The following is a 20,647-nucleotide window of genomic DNA, read 5'->3' on the forward strand; positions in this document are numbered from 1 at the left end:
GTCGTTTTTTGTTCATAGAATGAAAAACAAACTTATGAAAAGAAAGGGTGTATCTCGTGACAGCCTACAAAGAAGTGCTATATAAAGGAAAACGCTTTGTACTGATTCACGTATATGATTCAGGATACTGTGAAATTCGACCGATTGATCATGCTTTTAAAGTCGAACTTGTGCGATTAGATGAGACAGAACAATGTGGATAACAGTCATGAACGCAGCCATTGCAGCTGCGTTTTTGTTTGTATTATAAACAAGTGGATGAGATAAAAATACCTGAATTGGCTGGCCTTTTACATAATTTCTTCCTGTATACTTTGTAACTAAGGATATCCGCACTTATTTAATTTATATATTTACCCGAGGTGATGACATGAAAAAAGGCTGGCTGGAATGGATATTATTATCCGTTGCGTTAATTTGGGGAGCCAATTATACAATCGGAAAATTTGGAGTTGCTCATATGTCTTCTATCCAATTTAGCGCGCTGCGTTTTATAATGGTTGCTCCTATTCTTTTACTTATTACAGGAATAGTAGAGCGAGGCATTCGGATCGAAAAGAAAGACTGGGGACGTTTAATAGCCGTAAGCATAGTAGGCGTTACACTCTATCAAACGCTGTTTATGGTATCTGTTAAATATACGACAGCTACAAATGCTTCTTTACTTATTTCGATGTCTCCTATTTTCACAGGAATCTTAGCTATCTTATATAAGCATGAAGCTTTTTCGTTAAAAACACAGCTAGGCTCTGTACTTGCTTTTTTCGGTGCTGCGTTTGTACTGCTGTTTGGTCACTCTAGTCATGCGCTGTCGCAGCTTGCATGGTTCGGAAATATCATGGGGATTGTAGCGGCCGTTGCGTGGGGCTGGTATCCAATTTTAGCAAAACCTTTAGTCGTAAAATATTCTGCTTTGCGCGTAACTGCCTGGTCTGCTTTGATCGGAGCTATTCCTCTTACTGTCTACTGTCTTTTCACCTATCAAACGCTTATCTGGCCAACAGATATAGGCAGCTGGAGCTCTTTGGCATACTCTGTTTTGTTCGTGACGGTGTACGGGCTGGTAATGTGGTATGTAGGAATTGGAAAAATTGGATCTACAAAAGTAATGGTTTACATGTATGTTATTCCTTTGTTCGCCGTTGTCTTTGCTGCTGTAGCCATTGGAGAAACCATCAATTCCATGCAGCTGCTTGGAGGACTTATTATTTTTAGCGGTTTGTATATTGTTAAAAAAAGCCCTGCTCCTAAAACAGCTCTCAAACTTAAAAAAGCAAACTAAAAAGAGTAACGGGTTCGGTTGATGCGTTGATGCGTTGATGCATGGTAACGAATAGCGCTCAGATTTTTTCTGAGCGTTATTCGTATATTATTTTAATGCCCTAATTGAATGAAACATCCGTTAGTTTGATTAATGAACATTTTTTAGTTTATATTCATGAGTAATTTTATGCTGATTGTGTATGCGTTTAAAGCCGTTTCGTTCATAAAATAACTTCGCTTCGTCCGTATCTGTATATAAGACGAGAGTGTTATAATAGTTCTCTGCATAATGAATGATTTCTTTTAAAAGTCGCTTACCTATACCCTTTCTGCGAAACCGAGCTGAAACATAAAACCTTCTTACTCTTCCAACGTTAGTATACTGACTGTAAAGATCTTGATTAAGGCCGGCTACGCCAATTAATTTATTTTGTTCACCGTAAACTCCCCACAGCCTTTCTCCTGTTCTGTTAAATACGTTTTGCCCGTTTTTATACTCCGCTATTAGCTTGGTAAGAAAGAAAAAGCCTTCCTCCTGGCTTTCTATTAACAGCTCTTTTATATCATGCTCCATAAGATACGTTAGCGTGATGATCTTCATATATTCTCTCCCCGTTCAACAGGTGATGTTGTTTCCACAGACTGCTTGTTATGAACTAATACTGCAATACCTATGAGAGACGTTACCAGCAATAGGAAGCTTGCAAATAGATATACAATCCTCACCCCAAAGAAGTCCGCTACTGTACCTACAAACGCGATAGAAAGAATAAACGCACCCTGTACAAGAGTTGATTTTGCCGCTATTACTTTAGAAAGAACCCCACTGCTGCAGGCATTTTGATAAATGGTTTCCTGCGCTGCGTCTCGAAGCTGATAGGCAGGACCCATCATTACCAAAAGTGCTAAAGCTAAATACGGGTTCGTTACTAAGCCGTAAAAACCGGTTAAAACAGCATAACCAATTGAGCCCGCGAACATAAGAAGCAAAAGCCTTCCTTTTACCATAGAAGACATTCGGTACACAATAATTCCTCCGACTATGCTTCCAAAATAATACGCACCGTTTATATATCCCCACCATACTTCTCCTTTTCCAAGCACTTCTTTCACAAAAGAAAGAGTAATAGCCCCAATCCAAATGGTTCCAACGAGTGATTCAGTTATGTCCATTATAACGAGTGCTCTGATGCGTTTACGTACCCATAAAAAGCGCCATCCTTCCATTAGCTTTGCCACGCTTCGCTTTTCTGGCTGCTTGTATCTATGAGCTTCTTTTATAAACAGCAAACAAACAAACGAGAACAATAAAAGACCTGCCGTTATACATAAAGAATAAGTGAATCCTGTTAAAGACAAAACGAAACCACCAAGGGACCACCCTGCAAATAGAAAGGTTTGGTCAATTGTTGAAAGCAAACTATTCGCCTGCATTCTTTGACTATCACTTACTAAGCTGCGAACAACCGACGTTTTAAAAATAGTAAAAAAACCGTTAAAAAAAGAAATGATCCCAACAATGACAAAACACATCGCTAGTACTGTGACTGTAAATTTTTGTGTGAGTAGCATATACAATCCAGCGAGCATTCCTATTTGCATAACCTGTACAGCCCGCATAATATGAATAGATTTATATGTATCGGCTAGTAAAGGTACGCTAAGACCACTAAGGAGGCGAGCAAGTAAGCTCGTCATCGTAATCATTGATGCAAGAGCTGTTGAACCGGTGTTTTGATTTATATAGAAAGTGAGGGCCATTGTATAAAGAACAAAACCTAAATTTGTGGTTACTTGACTTGCTGCTAAAAAATAAAAACGCTGAGTCAATTTTTTCTCCTTTCCGTTAGGCGTAACATACAAAGGGATAATATTTTTTGTTAATTTTTCCCTTTTTAAACTATAACACTATTTGACGAAATCCAAAACTATCTATAATTTAGTAGATGGAGGTTTTTATGTTTAAATATAGTTTTCTTATTGTTCTTATTGCTTTTTTACTTATTAACTTTAACGGCCAGGAAAATCAAATTGTAGGTGGGAGAATAAAAAAAGAGCGAAGTGAGGTTTTCTTTGGAGAATATGACAGCTTTACAGGCCGCTACTCTCGGAGCATTAAACTCAAAAAAGGCGTAACCTACGTTTTCAGGCTATCTAAAAACACTAAAAGTGGAGACCTTTCTCTATATGTAGAAGATCCAAGACGTACACGTTTCTTTGAGATGACTAATAACTCTCTTTATCTAACACCCGAAAGAACGAGAAGATATCGTATTAACTTTATAGGCTCTGAGCATAAAGGATCTTTTCAGCTTCACTGGAAAAGCAGCGTTCAAAGGGATGATAATGAAACATCTGTTTAATGCCATGTGATTTAGACAACGTTTAAACGAGGAGGAATGGTTTATGATGATTAATCAAGCTGTCCTGTACACTCATCTACTGGACGAAATGAAGGCTTTTTATGCAAATTCCCTCAATTTCCCATTAACTGCCGCTTCACCGCGTTCTTTTTCCATTAAAGTTGGTGAAAGTGAGCTCACTTTTAAAGAAAGTGCTCTACATACAAAGCCCTTTTACCATTTTGCTTTTAATGTTCCAGCAAACCGCTTTATGGAAGCGAAACAATGGGCTACTCAAAGAGTCTTCCTCAATACAGAAGAGAAGAAAGATGAGATTTATTTTGAAGCATTTGATGCTCATTCGTTTTATTTTGAAGATCCTGCTCATAATATTGTTGAATACATTTCAAGACATTCAGACTGCCCGCCATCCAACGACCCCTTTTCTTCTAAGTCGCTTTTAAGCATAGGAGAAATCAACTTGACAACGCCTCATGTCCGCTCTGTAGGGACACAGCTTATTAACTCGGGTATCACCGTGCGCAACAACAGGCCATTAAACGAGAACTTTAACTTTTTAGGAAGCGACAGTGCGTTTTTTCTTGTAGGGGCGCCTAAAAGACGGTGGTTTTTTTCGGACCGAGACTCTGAAGTTCATCCATTAACGGTGAAGGTTAATCATTCTCTAGCAGTTGCGTTAGATAAAAAAGGAATGCTGAAGATTACGCAAGAATGATTGTTTTTTCAATAAAGCCATGTAACAAGCGAACTTGTTACGTGGCTGTTTTTGTTCAAAATTCAGCTCTACTCCACCTATAGGTTTTGTATATAGTTCTCGATGTCCTTTCTGTTCATCAGCATAAAAACCTTGCAATCCTCATCATTTTTAAGCTTTTTAAACCGGTTTCTCATCTTTTTTTGCCGTTCTCGATACGTCGTAAGAATAAATGTAAAAAATGACCAATCTACTTTCTCAGGGCATCCTTTTGCCATATCTTCACGCGTTTTTCTTGCATATACAATCCTCCTCTTTATCACTCGGTACACACAAACGATTAGCGGCAGCTCTAAATAAATGATGGTATCTGCACGCTTCACTCGAATATCATACGAATTGCTGTAGTTCCCATCGATAATCCAGCTGTCTTTTTTTACAATGTGCTCCTGCAATTCTCTAAAACTATCATTGTCTCTTTCCGCCCAGCCCGGCTGCCAATACAGGCTGTCTAGATGATGTACTTCTAGATCAAGCTTTTTCCCTAATTTCTTGGCAAATGTGGACTTTCCTACTCCTGGAGAAACGCCCATTACCAGCACTCTTTTCATTTCATCACCTTACCTTTTTAAAAACTAAAGCTAATTGAAGAGAAGGCAACTGTTTATACTGACTCGGTGTACTAAAAGCAGACTGCTGTATAAAGCAGCTTCATGTTAGCAGTTTTATTCGCATAATTTTCAGATAACATATAAACATTCATCATAAATTTCTGTATTCCTTCTTGCTTTGTAGTAAATAGGTTGCTTTTATTAATCGTTTCCTTTACCTTAAATGTGAGTATATAAAAGTAAGGTGAAAAAAATGAATGCATCTATGCTAAAGAGATTTTTACGAAACCTCGGGATTTTTATTTATATTGTCATCGCAGCTATTAATATTTACTTAACGAGAAATGACTTGAGCGATATGCTTACTCGCCTTGTGCTGCTGACTATTTTACTTCCTTTGTTTTTTAGTTTTGTGTATGCGTTAGGAAAATCACATTTTAAAAGACAAGAAGAGCTCGCTCAACAAGAGAAGAAAAAAGAGTAAAAAAAGCCTTTTATAGAGAGGGATTCCCCTTTCTAAAAGGCTTTTACTTTTTTTCATATAACTGAATCTGAACTACATCAGGATTAACGTTATACTGCTTGGTAAGTTGATTTACGACTTGCTGAATGTCCTTCTTCTTATAGGAAAAAAGTTGTTCAGCCGGCAGAAGAACCAGAACTTGAGCTTCCGCATAGTCATTCAGCACCCTAACTTCTTGAAAACCATGCTGCGTCAAAGCTGATTTTAACTCTTTTTCAAAGTCGGTGCTTTCTTTTGGGACAGCTATGGAGAGCTGATCGTAAGAAACTAGCGAAACCTCTTTCTCTTCAGGCTTTGTATACACCGCCCAAGCAGTTGTCAGCACTGTGACAGCAATACCAACATTCAATATCCACACTTTCATACCATGAACGCTCCTTTTAATCGAGTTTGTTCATGATATGAAAAAATTTATTGGTTCATGCGTTATCTTCCTAGCCATCCTCCGTCTACGGCAAGCAAGTGTCCGTGAATATAAGCAGACGCATCAGATGCTAAAAAGACAATTGCTCCTTTAAAATCATCTGCCTGTCCCCATCTGCCTGCGGGAATACGTTCAATGATTTGTCTGCTGCGCGTTTCATCGTTAATAAGTGCTTCATTCATATCAGTGGCAATGTATCCTGGTACAATTCCATTAACATTTACGCCTTTTGCTGCCCATTCATTAGATAAAGCCTTTGTAAGCTGAGCAACTCCGCCTTTTGCTGCGGCATAAGCTGGAACGGTAATACCTCCTTGGTAAGAAAGCAAAGATGCCATATTAATGATTTTTCCGCTTCCTTGTTTAAGCATTTGGCGGCCCGCCTGCTGACATAACAACCATACGGTTTTTAAATTAACGTTCATAACAGCGTCCCAATCTTCTTCTGCAAAGTCTACAGCGGGTGAACGTCTTTGAATGCCCGCGTTGTTCACTAAAATATCGAGCTTGCCAAAATAAGCAACAACCGATGAGATCGCTTCGCTTACTTGAGAAGCATTTTCTAGATCACAATTAACAATAAAACATTTTCTTTCGAGCCGTTCGATTTCTTCTTTTACTCCAAGAAACTCCTTTGAACGCTGCAAAAGAGCGATATCCGAACCTGCTTCTGCCAAAGCAATCGCCATTGATCTTCCAATTCCTCTTGTTGCTCCTGTAATTGCTGCTACTTTACCATCTAAAGAAAACAAATCTACTGTCATTGTTCATTCTCCTCTCCGTTTGGTGCAAATAAAACCTTAAGTGATTCATCAGGCCGCTGCATAAACTCAAACCCCGCTTGAATATCTTCAAGCTGCAGTTTATGAGAAATTAAAGAATCTGCTGCTATTTCACCGTTTGCAAGTAAATCAATAGCCGTCTGAAAATCTTCCCTTGTATAACATCTCGTTGTAGTTAATGAAATTTCCTTAAAGTGCATTGCTGCTAAATCTACTTCTGGAGCGCTTTTGTATACGCTCACCACCACAACCTCTCCTTGAATACGGCTTGTTTCAACCATTTGTTTTGCTGTAATTTGATTTCCGGCTACTTCAAATACAACGTCTGCACCGACTTCATTCGTAAGCAAACGCACTTCTTTTACTACGTCTCTTTTCGCTGCATCAATTGGTATAAAGCCAAGTTCTTTCGCTTTAGTTAAGCGATAAGAACTAATATCTGAGATCATTACTTTTTTTGCTCCTGCTCGTTTCGCAATCATCCCGATCAGCAGTCCAATAGGTCCTGCCCCTAAAATGACAGCTTGGTCTCCTACTTTCAAACGCGAGCGTCGCACTGTATGTACGGCAACCGCTACAGGTTCTGCAAGAGCTGCATGCTCGCTAGACAGTTTCTCTGGCAAGAGGTGAAGGCGGTTCACAGGAACAGCCACGTACTGCGCAAAACCTCCATCTTGATCAATGCCGATTAGTTTTAACTTTTTACAAACGTGAAACTGTCCTTTTACACAGGCTTCGCACGTTCCGCAGCTAAGCGTAGGCTCAACTGCTACGCGGTCACCTAAAGAAAATTCCGTTTCTCCTCGGATCTCCTCTATCACTCCGCTGAACTCATGTCCCATAGTGAGTGGCGCCTGTGCTCTAGGGTGTTTTCCAAAATAAATCATCATATCCGTTCCGCAAATTCCAGCATGAGATACCTTTACAAGCGCTTCTCCTTTTTTTATAACCGGTTTCGCTTTTTGCTGCATAACGGCTTTTGTTTCTGAAACGTAGACACCTGCTTTCATTTCTCCATCCCCCTTTGTATACTTGTCGACAAGTTGAAGAGAAAAATACTCAAAAATATTTCGAATATTTTATCCCTTTTTTTATGCTTCATTCAAAAGTGAAGCTGTTATCGTATTTCGCGTGTCTTCAAAGTGACGTTTCACTTCATCTTGAATGCGTTCTGTATTTTGAGACTTTAATGCCTTAATCATTTCATGATGCTGCTTAATCAGTGGGAGCACAGCTGCTTTATCATCTCGAAATCTTTTTTCAGTCGTAATTAAAAGAGCAGCTAAAATAATTTCACGGATGCTTTCCCACAATTTTAATATCCGCTTGTGGTCTGCTTCGATAATCACGAGCTCATGAAACCGCAAATCTTGATAAGCAAACTCTACATAGTCATCGTATTTAGCTGCCATCTTCATTTGATCAATGCTTTGCTCCAGCTTTTTAATAAGCGAATCATGGTTGACTTCAGATAAACGTTCTAAGACAAAGTGTTCTAAAAGCAGACGAACATCGTACAGCTCGTTTAAATCCCTAGTTGTTAAACCAATAACAACTGCTCCCATTCGCTGTAAATCAATGAGCCCTTCGTTTGAAAGGATCCGCAGAGCTTCTCTGATAGGAGATCGACTCATTCCAAACTCTGCCGAGAGCTGATTTTCTGATAGTATGGTTCCTTTTTTCAGCTCGCCGCTCATAATTTGAATTCTTAATTTGCTTACCACTTGTTCTCCCAGCGAGGCTCCGCGAAGCCATCTTTCCGGGTAGGTTACCTTTTTAATGTGTCATCACTCCCTTAACCAACTTGTATACAAGTATTCAAGATTTAGTATATAGATAAGAAATCTGACTGTAAACGTTTTCTTTGCGAAATGTATATTTTTACAATTCTTTCTTACACTAAGAACTACTGATAAATAAAAGGTGGGAAGATGGATGAATCAAATTATATTATGGGGAATTCTTGTTATTCCATGGTTTTTACTGCTGCTGCTTGATAAACAGCGGGTTAAACGATTTTTTACTGTAGGGTTGTTTGCTGCATTAATGATGACAATCGCCTATCAAGTAGCGGAAAAAATGCACTGGTGGACGGTTCAAGAAAACGTATTTTTTCTTACTAGCATGGGAGCAACGATTTATTGCCTTCATATTGTGATTACGATCTTTGTCTTTTACCTTACGTATCCCGGGTTTATCTTGTACATAATGGTTAACATTATTTTGGATTTGATTCATGGTTATGTTATAGTTCCTTTTCTCGCTAAAATTGGGCTTTATAATCTGTATGAAATTAGTCATTTTGGACTTTTCCTTGTCATAACTACCGTAGCCATTATCCTTTACTTGTTTCAGCGGCTTCTTGACTTTATATTTGAAGAAAATCATGCATAAAAAGAGGCTGGGACATAACGAAATGAAGCCCACCTAAAGACGAATAAATGAGATACATGAGCTGAACCGCTTATGACACCGCAGTTGATTTCCGTGCAAGGCTTCGCTTTCCGCGGGCGGCCGCTGAGCCTCCTCGTCGCTTGCGCTCCTGCGGGGTCTTCTGTCCCGCTTTTCCCGCAGGAGTCTTCGCCTTGCCCTTCAATCAACTGCTAGAAGGAACGAAACCCATGAAGCTATATTCACCATAACCAAAAGAACGAACCACTCATCAAACATGTTGATCAATGGTTCGTTTTTCACTTGGGCTAAAATACTTTTGTCCTAGTCTCTTTTTAATCAATAGAAAAATGGAATAACCGTATCTCCGCGAATCGGTTCAACAGCTGCATGAAACTGAATTCGCAAACTTTTTGACGTTTCGATGTCAGAGGCATCCATGACGTGAAAATGAATGTGAGGTTCGGATGAATTCCCGGAATTTCCACACCTTCCGAGCAGCGTTCCTTTACGAACCACGTCTCCTTTTTTCACAGAAACCGACCCTTGCTTCAAATGTGCAAGCACACTGTATTCTTTCCCTTCATGTTCAATGATAACGTGATTTCCTAAAGGATTTTTTTTATTGGTGTGTCCAATTTCATTATCTTCTTGGCCATCAGCTGCTGCGATAACGACTCCTTCAAGCGGAGCTACAACCTTTTTTCCATAAGCATAGTAATCTTCGTTTTTCATTCCATCATTTTTATAGCTTTGCTTTCCTTTTCGCACGACTAAATCATATGCATACCTTTGGCTTTCGACTGGATGGTGATAGTTCAACACCTCATGCTTTCCACCCCAATAGACAAACCATTCACTTTGAATCGGCATCGTATATTTGTTTGTACTCCATCTCTCTCTCTCTGAAAATGATTCTATAGGAGCAAGCACAAGTGCTTGTATAATATTATGTTCATCAAACATAACGCTGATGGCTTTTCTCTGCGTAGAATTTATCCAAATAAACTGCTCAATTTGAGGGGTTAAATAAAGATTTGTTTCTAGTCTGTACAACTGTTCTCCTTGATTAAACAATTTGCTCTGCTCCAAAAATTGCTGAAGGGAAACTTGACGTTTAAATTCTTCGCTTACACAATCATAAAGCTTCTTAAAATCCCCTTCTGCAAATAAAGTTCCAAACTCTTCTCTGATATTCACTTTTCTCTCTGTATCCATCATTGTAATCCACCCTTTTATATGTATTTCAATTTGTTTGAATTATCTATAAGTAATACGTTTTATCTTATAAAAAGGTTTCATTTTCCAATTATTCTATCTCAAAATCTTCTCCTATACCTTATTTACAATTTTCTCAATCCATTTTATACTTATTTTACAAATATTTGAAAGGAGGTGCAGCATGATGAAAATAACGTTAAATAAGAAAATCAAGCTGCGCCAAGTAAGTATTTTTGGCGCTTAAATTTTAAGGAGATTTCACAATGAAAGTAGCATTAGTACGTCATTACAAAGTAAACAAAGGGCTTCCAGAAAACCACCGCTTATCCACCGATGAACTAGTGGCTTGGTTTCAGGAATATGATGAATCAGATATTACGTATGGAGAGACTGATTTAAATAATATTGAATGGAAACGCTGTTTTTCAAGCGATATGCCGCGAGCACACAAAACGGCAAAGCATATTTATAAACAAGAGATCACTCTTCTTCCGGAACTTAGAGAAATACCCATGCCTATTATTCCAGTAAAATTTAAACTTCCTTTTATCCTCTGGGCATTACTGTTTCGCATGTCCGGACTCATCAACAAACAAGCTCGTACAGATATGGCTGAGACTAAGAGAAAAGTAGCAGCAGTGCTAGATCGCGCTATTTCCGAGTCAGAAGACGATTTGCTGATTGTCAGCCACGGAGGCATTATGAAATTTATGCGTAAAGAACTTATAAAACGCGGCTTTAAAGGGCCTCGGTTTGATATTGCTGTTAACGGAAAGCTTTATCTTTTTGAAAAGCAATAGAATGAAACTTACTAGAAAAAGTCGCAGAGACTACTCTCTGCGACTTTTTAATAACCATTTTCTTCAATTGTTAATGCTTCACGCAAAGCGATATCTTTTCGAATATTATGAGCGATTTCACGTGTGATTTCTCCTTTTTCATAAAGTTCTTGCACCGTTTCCCGCTCGGTATGAAACGCTTTATAACATAAATCTCTCGTTGCTTTTTTACGTTTACCTGAATTATACTCCGTACTCTCTTTTCTAAGTCTTGCCATGGATCTATGGTATTCACTAATGATAGCAAGTGAAATCATTCGATTTTCTTCGTTCATATTTTCTTTAATGACCTTTATCGCTTCTTCAATCATTTGAATACGTACTTTGTTCACTTTACTTCTTCTGCGCAGGCTTTGTTTTCTTAAAGCCTGCTTATTCGGTGAAAAAATTCGGACTAGTAATAATAAAACTTTTTTAAACCTCATCCAGCTCACCAATAATTTGTACCTTACACGATTGGTTACAGCCATTTCAAGCTTGTGCGTATGTTCCAAACAAATATACGCTGTCTCACGGTCTATTTTTTCCTCTTTTAATAGCTTTTCCACCAATTTCCCCTTGGCCTGAAGAGCCAGCAATCGAATTTCTTCTTCATACTGTTTGTTTTCAGAGGCTTCTAAAGGATGCGTTTTAACGATGATGTTATTAATCGTTGTATTATACGTTGAAATTAACGAAAGCGCTGCTCCACGATTTTCCTCGGTCATTTCTCTTTTTAACCGCTGAATAGCAGCTTTGTGCACTTTAATGCGTGCTTTAACCTCTTTTGTATTGCGCTCAGGCTTCTTCGGCGCCTTTTCTGTTTTCGCAATAACAGGTAAAAGAATGCTTGCCGCAACTAAGGTTAACAATATAACGCCTGCTGCTAGAAAAATAATCAGAGAGCGTTCCGGGAAATCACTGCCGTTATCAAGCGTATAAGGAATCGAAAACGCTCCAGCTAACGTAACAGCTCCTCGTACACCTGAAACCGTAATAATACCAATAGACCGAGGCTCAGGTTTTAGATGCTTGTTATTTTTGTAATACCAGCCTACTGACCATGATACCATCACCCAAATAAATCGTAGTACGAGCAAAAAGACAGTAATAATCAAAATATAAAGAAGCACTTGTCCATTATTAAAGTTTGGATCTTGAATAATTGCTTTCGCCACTTTTGGTATTTGCAGACCAAGCAGCACAAAAACCAAGCCATTTAACAAATATAAAATAACCGTCCAAGTACTTTTTGATACCACTTTAAGCTGCTGGTTAGGTGATTCCTCTCGGTCGCGCTCAATCGCATGCACAATGCCGCCTGCTACAACTGCCAAGATTCCCGATAGATGAAAGTGTTCAGCAATGTAGAAGACAACAAATGGAGTTAGAATTTGTATTAACATATGAATCGTAATATCTTCCATTCCTAAACGTCGAACAAGTACACGCAGTCTGATAATCAGAAAAGCGATAAATGCTCCTACAAACAAACCGCCCAGCGCTACCCAAAGGAACTGAAATGTAGCATCTACGATTGAAAAAACGCCCGTTACGGTAGCAGCTACTGCTACTTGAAACGCTACAAGACCAGAGGCATCATTCATCAGTCCTTCCCCTTCAAGCAAATGCATAATTCGCTTAGGCAGCTTTACTCGGCTCGCCATAGCTCCAACTGCCACTACATCTGTTGGGGACAAAATAGCGGCTAGTGCAAATGCCGCCGGTAACGGAATGGAAGGGATAAGCCAATTAATTAGATATCCCCCTACTGCCACCGTTACAAAAACCAGTCCCAGCGCTAGTAATAAAATAGGTGTACGAAGCTTCCAAAGAGCAGCTCTTGACACGTTTTTCCCATCATTGAATAATAGCGGGGCAATAAATAAAATAAAAAATAATTCAGGTTCCAAATGGACATCTCCGCCAAATGGCAAGATAGCAAGCCCTGCTCCCAAAGCTATTTGAACTAACGGAACAGGAATAAATGGCACAAAATGATTAATGATATTAGATAGACCAATCAAAGCCAATAAGACTAATATCGTTAGAAAAAATTCCATAAAAACAATCGACTCCTACTTCTATTTACATCTCTTTAAAGGTATCACGTTGTCTCTTTTCGTTCATTTTATAATGTTTAGTTTACGCTTTTTCTGCCAAAAAATGTTGCGAGTTATTAAAAAGTGTTCTTTCTTTTCGATAAGTTTATTTCTACGGAGATTAAGGGAACAGTATACATGATATTCTTTATTTACCATATAAATCAGCTCATCAAACTTTTATAAAGGAGGTGTTCCCTTATCCGTTTCAACGGGGTAAGGAGATAAATTTGGAAACAGTAAATGTCATCTTATTCATCGTATTAATCATATTAACAGCCTTTTTTGTTGCAACGGAATTTGCCGTCATTAGGGTACGGTCGACTAGAATCGATCAGTTAATTGAAGAAGGAAACCGGAACGCTTTAGCAGCAAAAAAAGTAGTATCAAATTTAGATGGTTATCTTTCAGCCACACAGCTGGGCATTACGGTTACCGCATTGGGTCTAGGCTGGATAGGTGAACCTACGGTAGGTCATTTATTAGAGCCGCTTATTGACATGCTTCCTTTTGCTACATCACTTTCGCATGTCATATCTTTTGTTCTTGCTTTTTCGATTGTCACATTTTTAAATGTGGTAGCTGGAGAACTTGCGCCCAAAACGGTGGCGATTCAAAAGGCCGAACAAGTGACGCTGTTATTTTCCCGTCCTCTTATTCTTTTTTCTAAGTTACTTTATCCGTTTATTTGGCTTTTAAACCACTCAGCAAGAGGCGTTGTCGGATTATTCGGCCTGAAGCCAGCTTCTGAAAATGAAGTAGCTCATAGTGAAGAAGAACTTAGAATTATTTTATCTGAAAGCTATGAGAGCGGTGAAATTAATCAATCGGAATTTAAGTTCATGAATAATATCTTTGAATTTGATAATCGTACGGCTAAAGAAATCATGGTGCCTCGTACAGAAATTGTTAGCGTATCAGCAGATGAAACGATAGAAGAATTCTTAAAAATGGCTAGAGTAGAGCAATATACTCGCTATCCAGTAGTTATAGATGGAAACAAAGATCAAGTGGTGGGATTAGTTAATATTAAAGAAATATTAGCGGATTACATAAAAGAAGATGATATCAAACCACGTACCGTGCAAACGTATATGAAACCCATCATTCAAGTCATTGATTCCATCGCCATTTACGACTTATTGCTTAAAATTCAAAGGGACAGAATTCACATGGCCATCTTAATAGACGAGTATGGAGGAACAACGGGGCTTGTAACGGTTGAAGACATTTTAGAAGAAATTGTTGGTGAAATTCGTGATGAATTTGATGATGATGAAATACCGGACGTACACAAAATTAATGAAAATCACTACGTACTAGATGCGAAGGTGTTGATTGAAGAAGTAAATGATTTACTCGGAACAACTATTGAACAAGAAGACGTTGATACCATTGGCGGCTGGATGCTGACCGAAAAGTTTGATCTTGCTAAAGGTGATAGCATCAAAAACGAAGGTTTTTCATTTAAAGTCATTGATATTGAACATCACCATATTAAACGAATCGAAATAACAAAGGAAAAAAGTACGGATCCCAGCTGATTATCCGTACTTTTTTTGATGCTCTTTTTTCATTTGCAAGTACTCTTTATTCTCTCGTACCTCTTTCCATTTTTCCATAAAAATTGATGCCGATTCTGCTTTTTGTTCATCCATTTGCCGTTCGTTACGCTCGCCGTCTTTGTTGTATTTCTTTCCGCCTTTGTAGTTCGCGTAGCGCCTCGATCGCGTGTATCCCATTTGGAGAAATTTCCGGGCCATGTCCATTCCAACAAAATCGCTTTTTTCTTTGTAGGTTAAAAAAAGCTGATAGATGGCGTCGGCGGATTCCTCAGCAATGTCAGGTGTACGAAAACGCCAGTGAGGAAGAATTTCACTTTTATATGGCTCAACAAGGAGAACTCCTTGTTCTCCTTTTCCTACTCTATACTTTTCAGGATGTTTTCTAAAATCGATATGTTCAAAGTCAAGTGAATAATCAAATGCCACGGCTCTTCCCTCCTTTTTGATCTCTACCCTTTACAAATGAATGATAAAACTTTTCTTAAAGAAGTTTTTCACATGCAGGTGAGGGTAATAATAGGTGGATAAGTATGGTTAACTTTTTTCTTCATACTAAAAGAAGTCCGAACTTATTAAATCATGATATGGGAGATTTCGTTATGTCAATAAAGCTACAGCAAAATCGAATAAAAGCTAATTTTTGGATTACTCCTTCTATATACGGAATTGTTGCTTTTGTTTTAGCCACTATTAGTACATTTTTAGATCGATATTTGACAGCTCACAAACAGTGGTTAAAGTTAGTTCCATCCGTGTTTCTAACGGATAAAGAGCTTGCTCATACTATTTTAAGTTCAGTATCAAATTCCTTATTAACGATGACGACAATTACATTTTCTTCTGTGTTAGTGGTACTGACTACGTTTGTAGGTCAGTTTTCTCCTAGAACGATTCAGAACTTTAATACAGATGCCAAAACTCAGCGCGTGCTTGGCACTTTTATCGGTGGATACGTATACGTGCTTGTAGTGCTCATTCAAGTTCGCAGCAACCAAGTCAGCAATACTTTTATTGTTCCTTCATTAGCCATCGTGGTAGCATTCATTTGCTTAGGGATGTTTGTGTTTTTGATTCACCACGTCATCAACTGGATTAAAGTCGGAAATTTAATTTCAAACATTGCAAAAAAAACGATGCTTACCATTGAAGAGAGACGGCTAGAACAACAAAAGCACCCCGAATCAAAGAATGAAATACAGGTTGATTTTGATAGTGAAAACACACTGCAAATTAAAAGTAATAGACAAGGATATATTCAATATATCGAACTCAACCATTTAACAGCACTAGCATCTAAATTAAATGTCATTGTTAAACTCGAAAAAGCACCCGGAGAGTATGTAGAAGCAGACACACCGTTATTAACTGTAATCACTCACCATCAATCGTTAGAACGTGAAAAATTTCTTCATTGCTTGTTTATTACAAATGACCAAGAATCGATCCAAGACGTAAAATTAGGTATTCAAAAACTAAGTGAAATTGCATTAAGAGCTATTTCACCAGCTATTAATGACCCTGAAACAGCTATTAACTGCATTGAACAGCTCACGCAAGTGTTTATCAAACTCGGACAAAGCTATTCTTCCTCTCCTTATTATTGCGATGAAGAAGGACGTATTCGAGTGCTGCTAGAAAAACCTTCTTTTACGGATTATTTGTACAAAGCGTTCTATCAAATTCGCCATTATGGAAAAGAAGATGTTTCCGTGATGTCTGCTGTCATTAAGGCATTAACTGTAATCGCTGAAACAAATCGCTCTGCCATCAAAAACGACGTGTGGTTTTTTTCTTCCTATATCGTAGAAGGACTGCAAAAGGAAGAGTGGCTTAAAATGGACAAAGAGTTTCTTAATCAGCTTCTCAAAAACCTTGCAAAAGCTTGTGAAAAAAAATGCGGGTCTATGTTGATAGAATAAAAACCAAAAAAAGCCGCTCATCAACTGAGCGGCTTTTTCTTACGATGTGAGGAACTTCTAATCTATGGGATAACAAACGGGCTAGAGTCGTTTTTCCACTTCCAACGGATCCAACGATATGTATTTTTTTACATGAAGCGCTTTGAATACTTCATCTCCTCCTACTTCAAACCTGTTCTTCTATACATATTGTATCATTCAAGTTCTTTTTCTCTAATGCAAACCAAAACGTTTTATGCTAGTATTTTATGGTACTTGACTGACAAAAGGAGTGAAAACACAGTGCCTAAAACCCTTTTTGGAAAACTTACGCTGTTTTGGATTGGACTATTTTTATTAATTACAGGTCTATTTTTTTATTATAAATATACAAACCAAGGGTTTACAGCTGCAGATTTATTCTTTCGCGCCTCTCCTCCTTTAGCTACTATTGGCTTTCTTTTAAGCGCAGCCGGACTATATGAAGAACGAGGAAAAAACAAGCTAATTCCTCTTGTTGTACTCACCATTAGTTTTATCATGCTCTGCCAAGCAGGCTATCACTTTATCCATATGCATACTCCACCGCCGCGTCCCTGACTTTGTCTCATTCTCATTTATAAAAAAGCTCTCGTTTAGTATATTAAACGAAGAGCTTTATTTTCTATTCAAATAAACGCACAAGCTTTTTTGTATAGGGATGCCTGTTTTTATCAAATAGCTGTGCACGGTCAAATTGATCGATAACCTCGCCTTGCTGCATAACCATCATGCGACTGCTCATAAATTTTACTGCTGCTAAATCATGCGAAATAAAAAGATAAGACAGCTGAAAAGTCTCCTGCAAATCTTTTAATAAATTTAAAATCTTTGCTTGTACCGTAACATCAAGGCTCGCTGTTGGTTCGTCTAACAGTACCAGAGACGGACCTACGCTAATGGCACGCGCAATCGCTACACGCTGAAGCTGTCCTCCGCTGAGTTCATGGGGATAATTCAACGCATATTCTGCGTTAATTCCGACTTTTTCTAACAAATAAAAAGCGATTTCTTTTTCATTTCTGCTCACATGAGATAAAAATGAAGGAACGGTTCGCTGCTGCCGCAAAGGCTCGAGCAAAGAATCGATGATTTTTACTTTTGGATTAAAAGAAGCCGCGGGGTTTTGAAATACCACTTGCATGCCTAGACGAGCTTGCTGCAGTTTTTTCCCTTTTAACCGGTGAAGAGGTTTCTCTGCAAACCATACTTCTCCCTGCTGAGTCTCTGTTAACCTTAGCACGCTTTTTACAAGCGTACTTTTTCCGCTTCCACTTTCTCCGACAATCCCCACACATTCCCCTTTATCGATATGCAGGGAAACATTATTTAGCGCTTTAACGTCTTTATACTGTTTCACAAGCTGCGTGACGCGTAATATATTTTTTTCTTTCATATCTCACTCCTATATCAACACTTTTTTCTGCGTATCTAACAATCGATCAGGCGTTTTCCGTAAAGAAGGAATGGCGTTAAACAGTTTTTTTGTGTAAAAATGACGCGGAGTGTGAAGCAGAGATTCGATACTGTTTTCTTCCACGATTTCTCCTGCTAGCATAATGGCTCCCCGGTCCGCATATTTCCGCACATGACGCAAATCATGAGTAATAAACAGAATGGCACAGCCAGCTTCTTCTTTCAGCTTATACAGCAGCTGAAGAACTTCAGCTGCTGCCACGCTATCTAAAGCCGTAGTTGGTTCATCTGCGATAATCAAGGCAGGCTTCATCACCAGCGCTAAAGCAATTGCTGCTCGCTGAAGCTGTCCTCCGCTCAGCTGAGCAGCATAGCTTTTATACACGCGTTCATTAGGTAAATTCACCGCTTTTAAAGCCTGAAAAACGGCGGCTTTCCTGTCTTTTTTAGACAGCTCACTATGAGTACGAACCGTTTCATCAAACTGCTTTCCAATTGTTAAAAAAGGCGTAAAAGCGCTTCGATAATCTTGAAAGATATACGAAATATCTTTTCCAAGGATAGGAGCCTCTCCTTTCTGTTTAAAGGTGATAGAGCCTTCTTTAAGCGTCACACCTGAAGGCAGCAGTCCTCCTATCGAAGCAGCAGTGATGCTTTTCCCGCTTCCGCTTTCTCCAACGAGCGCCATCCACTGTCCTTGTTCGATTGTGAAAGAAACGTCTTTTATGATTTGTTTTGTTTTATTATAAATGGCTAGATGCTTTACTTCTAAAACGATGACGATCACCTCTTTTATCGATTAACTTGATATTTCCCTCGAATATATTCACCTAAAGCTGTAAACGTCAGCACAAATAAAATAATGGCCACACCTGGTATCAACATTAGCTGCGGAGCATTGTAAAAGTAAGCCCTGCCTTCATTTAGCATCGTTCCCCATTCCGGAGTAGGCGGCTGAGTCCCTAGTCCAATATAGGATAATGAGGCCATCATTAAAATGATTTTCCCTATATCCAGCGTAGCAAGAACAAGAATATGTCCCCCGACGTGAGGAAGAAAGTGGCGAAGGATTAAAGGCAGTGTTCCCACTCCGTTTAATTTAGCAATCAGCACATATTCTTTTGACTTTTCTTGAAGCACAATACTCCGCACTACCCTTGCATAACTAACCCACTTTACAATAACCATCGCAGCAATTAAGTTAAATAATCCAGGCCCTAACAGTCCGCTTAAGACAATGGCTGCAATATAATCAGGAAAAGCTAAAAAAGCATCTACAATTCTCATTAAAAAGCGATCTATCTTTCCTCCAATATACCCTGAAACTAAACCAACCGGGACTCCAATCAAAAGAGAGAGCGCTAAGACAAGACAACTAGTTCCAATCGTAGTCTGAGCTCCAGCTATGATTCGTGAAAAAAGATCTCTGCCTAAGTGATCAGTCCCTAGCCAGTGATCACTGTTGGCTTTTTGAAGCCGGTCTTGCATATTGACTTGTGTGGGGTCCATTGGTATTAGCTGACTTCCAAACAGACAAAATAAAATAAGCACAATACCACACATGCTTATTACTACAAAAAGAAGCTGCGGCTTTTTCAAGTTTTATCCCCTCCCTTTACATAGAGCTGGGGATTTACATATTTGTAGCTCAAATCCACAAGTGAATTGATTAAAACAACAAACAGGCCCATCCACAAAATATACCCTTGAATCACAGGATAATCACGATTCATAATCGCATCAATAACTAGTTTTCCGATTCCAGGATAAGCAAAAAGCACTTCAATAATAACCGTTCCTCCAAGTAAACTCCCTAAGCTTGTCCCTAAAATGGTAAGAATGGGTGTTAAGCTATACCGAAACGCATGGAAAATAAAAATGCGGCTTTCACTTATTCCTCTTGCTCGAGCAGATCGTACAAAATCTTGTTTCAATCCTTCTAGCAGACTAGCTCTAATCATTCGCATATACACAGCGGACATGGCAAAACCAAGTGTTAAAGAAGGCAGCACAAGATGGGCTGCTGTGCCTGTACCCATTGAAGGAAGCCATTGAAGACGTACAGAGAACAGCTGTATAAACAAAAGACCGAGCCAAAAGCTTGGAATAGACGCTCCAATTAAAGAAATACTTCTGCTGAGATAATCAATCCACTTATTTGGATATAGTGCTGACAGCGTTCCGAGTGGCACAGCTATTAAAAGCATCACAACCAAAGATGCAACCGTCAAGCGCAGCGTAGCCGGAAACTTCTCAACTAATTCGTCGATGACAGGCTCTTTTGTCATATATGAAGATCCTAAATCAAACTGAAAAAAACGCTTCAGCCACTTTACATATTGAATATATACGGGTTCGTTAAACCCTAGCTCTGTTCGCAAACTATTTATTTGTTCCTCAGAAACTGCCACGTCATCTACGCGGAGCATTTGCTTAACTGGGTCTCCTGGAGCCAGCTTCATTAAAACAAAGCTGAGAAACGATAGGATAACTAAAAAAATGAGTAATTCTATTATTCTTTTACCAATTAATTTCAT

Annotated in this window: 25 protein-coding genes and 1 pseudogene; 10 read left to right on the forward strand and 16 right to left on the reverse strand. The window is 38.7% G+C overall.

Annotated features, from left to right (window positions below):
* Positions 1–56: 56 nt before the first annotated feature.
* Together NST66_RS13425 and NST66_RS13430 are read left to right on the forward strand one after the other, a co-directional pair.
* Positions 57–203, forward strand: coding sequence for a hypothetical protein (locus NST66_RS13425; protein ID WP_196246099.1), 147 nt, complete (start codon positions 57–59; stop codon positions 201–203).
* 167 nt (positions 204–370) lie between these two features.
* Positions 371–1,282 (forward strand): DMT family transporter, encoded by a 912-nt coding sequence (locus NST66_RS13430; RefSeq protein WP_033579347.1) that lies wholly within the window; start codon positions 371–373, stop codon positions 1,280–1,282.
* Between the two features lie 129 nt (positions 1,283–1,411).
* On the opposite strand, the gene NST66_RS13435 is transcribed toward NST66_RS13430, so the two are convergent.
* Complete coding sequence (locus NST66_RS13435) at positions 1,412–1,864, reverse strand: GNAT family N-acetyltransferase (protein ID WP_033579348.1); 453 nt, start codon at positions 1,862–1,864, stop codon at positions 1,412–1,414.
* Positions 1,861–3,093: an MFS transporter gene (locus tag NST66_RS13440; protein ID WP_033579349.1), complete on the reverse strand. Its 1,233-nt coding sequence runs from the start codon at positions 3,091–3,093 to the stop codon at positions 1,861–1,863. Before NST66_RS13440 ends, NST66_RS13435 begins: the two co-directional genes overlap by 4 nt.
* Before the next feature lie 128 nt (positions 3,094–3,221).
* Here NST66_RS13440 and NST66_RS13445 point away from each other — a divergent pair, with 128 nt between their 5' ends.
* Together NST66_RS13445 and NST66_RS13450 are read left to right on the forward strand one after the other, a co-directional pair.
* Positions 3,222–3,626, forward strand: a complete 405-nt coding sequence (locus NST66_RS13445; protein WP_028412934.1) for a hypothetical protein — start codon at positions 3,222–3,224, stop codon at positions 3,624–3,626.
* Between the two features lie 43 nt (positions 3,627–3,669).
* On the forward strand, positions 3,670–4,341 hold the full coding sequence (locus NST66_RS13450; protein WP_033579350.1) for a VOC family protein: 672 nt from the start codon (positions 3,670–3,672) through the stop codon (positions 4,339–4,341).
* A gap of 77 nt (positions 4,342–4,418) precedes the next feature.
* Here NST66_RS13450 and NST66_RS13455 read toward each other — a convergent pair whose 3' ends face one another.
* Positions 4,419–4,931 carry a topology modulation protein gene (locus NST66_RS13455; protein ID WP_257042463.1) on the reverse strand — a complete coding sequence of 171 codons (513 nt, stop codon included), beginning with the start codon at positions 4,929–4,931 and terminating at the stop codon, positions 4,419–4,421.
* Positions 4,932–5,184: 253 nt separating this feature from the next.
* On the opposite strand from NST66_RS13455, the gene NST66_RS13460 reads away from it, so the two are divergent.
* The gene (locus tag NST66_RS13460) at positions 5,185–5,415 is read left to right on the forward strand and encodes a hypothetical protein (protein ID WP_033579352.1); all 231 of its coding nucleotides are present in this window, start codon (positions 5,185–5,187) and stop codon (positions 5,413–5,415) included.
* A 43-nt stretch (positions 5,416–5,458) separates the two neighbouring features.
* Here the strand turns inward: NST66_RS13460 and NST66_RS13465 are convergent, their stop codons facing one another.
* From NST66_RS13465 to NST66_RS13480, 4 genes are all read right to left on the reverse strand, one after another.
* Positions 5,459–5,818, reverse strand: a complete 360-nt coding sequence (locus tag NST66_RS13465; protein WP_033579353.1) for a hypothetical protein — start codon at positions 5,816–5,818, stop codon at positions 5,459–5,461.
* A gap of 62 nt (positions 5,819–5,880) precedes the next feature.
* Positions 5,881–6,642: an SDR family oxidoreductase gene (locus NST66_RS13470; RefSeq protein WP_340843421.1), complete on the reverse strand. Its 762-nt coding sequence runs from the start codon at positions 6,640–6,642 to the stop codon at positions 5,881–5,883.
* Positions 6,639–7,670, reverse strand: a complete 1,032-nt coding sequence (locus NST66_RS13475; protein WP_033579355.1) for a zinc-dependent alcohol dehydrogenase — start codon at positions 7,668–7,670, stop codon at positions 6,639–6,641. The genes NST66_RS13470 and NST66_RS13475 overlap by 4 nt, the downstream gene beginning before the upstream one ends.
* A gap of 81 nt (positions 7,671–7,751) precedes the next feature.
* On the reverse strand, positions 7,752–8,384 hold the full coding sequence (locus NST66_RS13480; RefSeq protein ID WP_228307259.1) for a GntR family transcriptional regulator: 633 nt from the start codon (positions 8,382–8,384) through the stop codon (positions 7,752–7,754).
* A 211-nt stretch (positions 8,385–8,595) separates the two neighbouring features.
* Between NST66_RS13480 and NST66_RS13485 the strand changes: the two genes are divergently transcribed.
* Complete coding sequence (locus NST66_RS13485; protein ID WP_340843422.1) at positions 8,596–9,054, forward strand: hypothetical protein; 459 nt, start codon at positions 8,596–8,598, stop codon at positions 9,052–9,054.
* Positions 9,055–9,124: 70 nt separating this feature from the next.
* Here NST66_RS13485 and NST66_RS13490 read toward each other — a convergent pair whose 3' ends face one another.
* Positions 9,125–9,256: a hypothetical protein gene (locus NST66_RS13490; protein ID WP_255219796.1), complete on the reverse strand. Its 132-nt coding sequence runs from the start codon at positions 9,254–9,256 to the stop codon at positions 9,125–9,127.
* 134 nt (positions 9,257–9,390) lie between these two features.
* Entirely contained in the window at positions 9,391–10,272 is an 882-nt protein-coding gene (locus NST66_RS13495) for a M23 family metallopeptidase (protein ID WP_049165173.1), read from the reverse strand.
* Positions 10,273–10,535: 263 nt separating this feature from the next.
* Between NST66_RS13495 and NST66_RS13500 the strand changes: the two genes are divergently transcribed.
* Entirely contained in the window at positions 10,536–11,072 is a 537-nt protein-coding gene (locus NST66_RS13500; protein WP_033579359.1) for a histidine phosphatase family protein, read from the forward strand.
* A 47-nt stretch (positions 11,073–11,119) separates the two neighbouring features.
* Here NST66_RS13500 and NST66_RS13505 read toward each other — a convergent pair whose 3' ends face one another.
* A complete protein-coding gene (locus tag NST66_RS13505) occupies positions 11,120–13,153 on the reverse strand; it encodes a Na+/H+ antiporter (RefSeq protein ID WP_028412925.1) in 2,034 nt (677 codons plus the stop codon).
* A gap of 269 nt (positions 13,154–13,422) precedes the next feature.
* Here NST66_RS13505 and NST66_RS13510 point away from each other — a divergent pair, with 269 nt between their 5' ends.
* Positions 13,423–14,736 carry a hemolysin family protein gene (locus tag NST66_RS13510; RefSeq protein ID WP_033579360.1) on the forward strand — a complete coding sequence of 438 codons (1,314 nt, stop codon included), beginning with the start codon at positions 13,423–13,425 and terminating at the stop codon, positions 14,734–14,736.
* Here the strand turns inward: NST66_RS13510 and NST66_RS13515 are convergent, their stop codons facing one another.
* Positions 14,737–15,183, reverse strand: coding sequence for a DUF4385 domain-containing protein (locus NST66_RS13515; protein ID WP_033579361.1), 447 nt, complete (start codon positions 15,181–15,183; stop codon positions 14,737–14,739).
* Positions 15,184–15,356: 173 nt separating this feature from the next.
* Between NST66_RS13515 and NST66_RS13520 the strand changes: the two genes are divergently transcribed.
* Positions 15,357–16,676 carry a DUF2254 domain-containing protein gene (locus NST66_RS13520; RefSeq protein WP_230624634.1) on the forward strand — a complete coding sequence of 440 codons (1,320 nt, stop codon included), beginning with the start codon at positions 15,357–15,359 and terminating at the stop codon, positions 16,674–16,676.
* Between the two features lie 46 nt (positions 16,677–16,722).
* Here the strand turns inward: NST66_RS13520 and NST66_RS13525 are convergent.
* Positions 16,723–16,824: pseudogene (locus NST66_RS13525) on the reverse strand (DNA topology modulation protein FlaR); the annotation flags it as partial.
* A 134-nt stretch (positions 16,825–16,958) separates the two neighbouring features.
* Between NST66_RS13525 and NST66_RS13530 the strand changes: the two are divergent.
* Positions 16,959–17,255 carry a hypothetical protein gene (locus NST66_RS13530; protein ID WP_028412920.1) on the forward strand — a complete coding sequence of 99 codons (297 nt, stop codon included), beginning with the start codon at positions 16,959–16,961 and terminating at the stop codon, positions 17,253–17,255.
* A 64-nt stretch (positions 17,256–17,319) separates the two neighbouring features.
* Here the strand turns inward: NST66_RS13530 and NST66_RS13535 are convergent, their stop codons facing one another.
* Genes NST66_RS13535 through nikB form a run of 4 tightly spaced genes read right to left on the reverse strand, consistent with a single transcriptional unit; the run spans position 17,320 to position 20,647 of the window.
* On the reverse strand, positions 17,320–18,090 hold the full coding sequence (locus NST66_RS13535; RefSeq protein WP_033579363.1) for an ABC transporter ATP-binding protein: 771 nt from the start codon (positions 18,088–18,090) through the stop codon (positions 17,320–17,322).
* Between the two features lie 9 nt (positions 18,091–18,099).
* Positions 18,100–18,897 (reverse strand): ABC transporter ATP-binding protein, encoded by a 798-nt coding sequence (locus NST66_RS13540; protein WP_033579364.1) that lies wholly within the window; start codon positions 18,895–18,897, stop codon positions 18,100–18,102.
* Positions 18,898–18,902: 5 nt separating this feature from the next.
* The gene (gene nikC, locus NST66_RS13545; RefSeq protein ID WP_033579365.1) at positions 18,903–19,709 is read right to left on the reverse strand and encodes a nickel transporter permease; all 807 of its coding nucleotides are present in this window, start codon (positions 19,707–19,709) and stop codon (positions 18,903–18,905) included.
* Positions 19,706–20,647: a nickel ABC transporter permease gene (gene nikB, locus NST66_RS13550; protein WP_033579366.1), complete on the reverse strand. Its 942-nt coding sequence runs from the start codon at positions 20,645–20,647 to the stop codon at positions 19,706–19,708. The genes nikC and nikB overlap by 4 nt, the downstream gene beginning before the upstream one ends.

This window comes from Priestia sp. FSL W8-0524 (assembly GCF_038005965.1).
Lineage (GTDB): Bacteria > Bacillota > Bacilli > Bacillales > Bacillaceae_H > Priestia > Priestia zanthoxyli.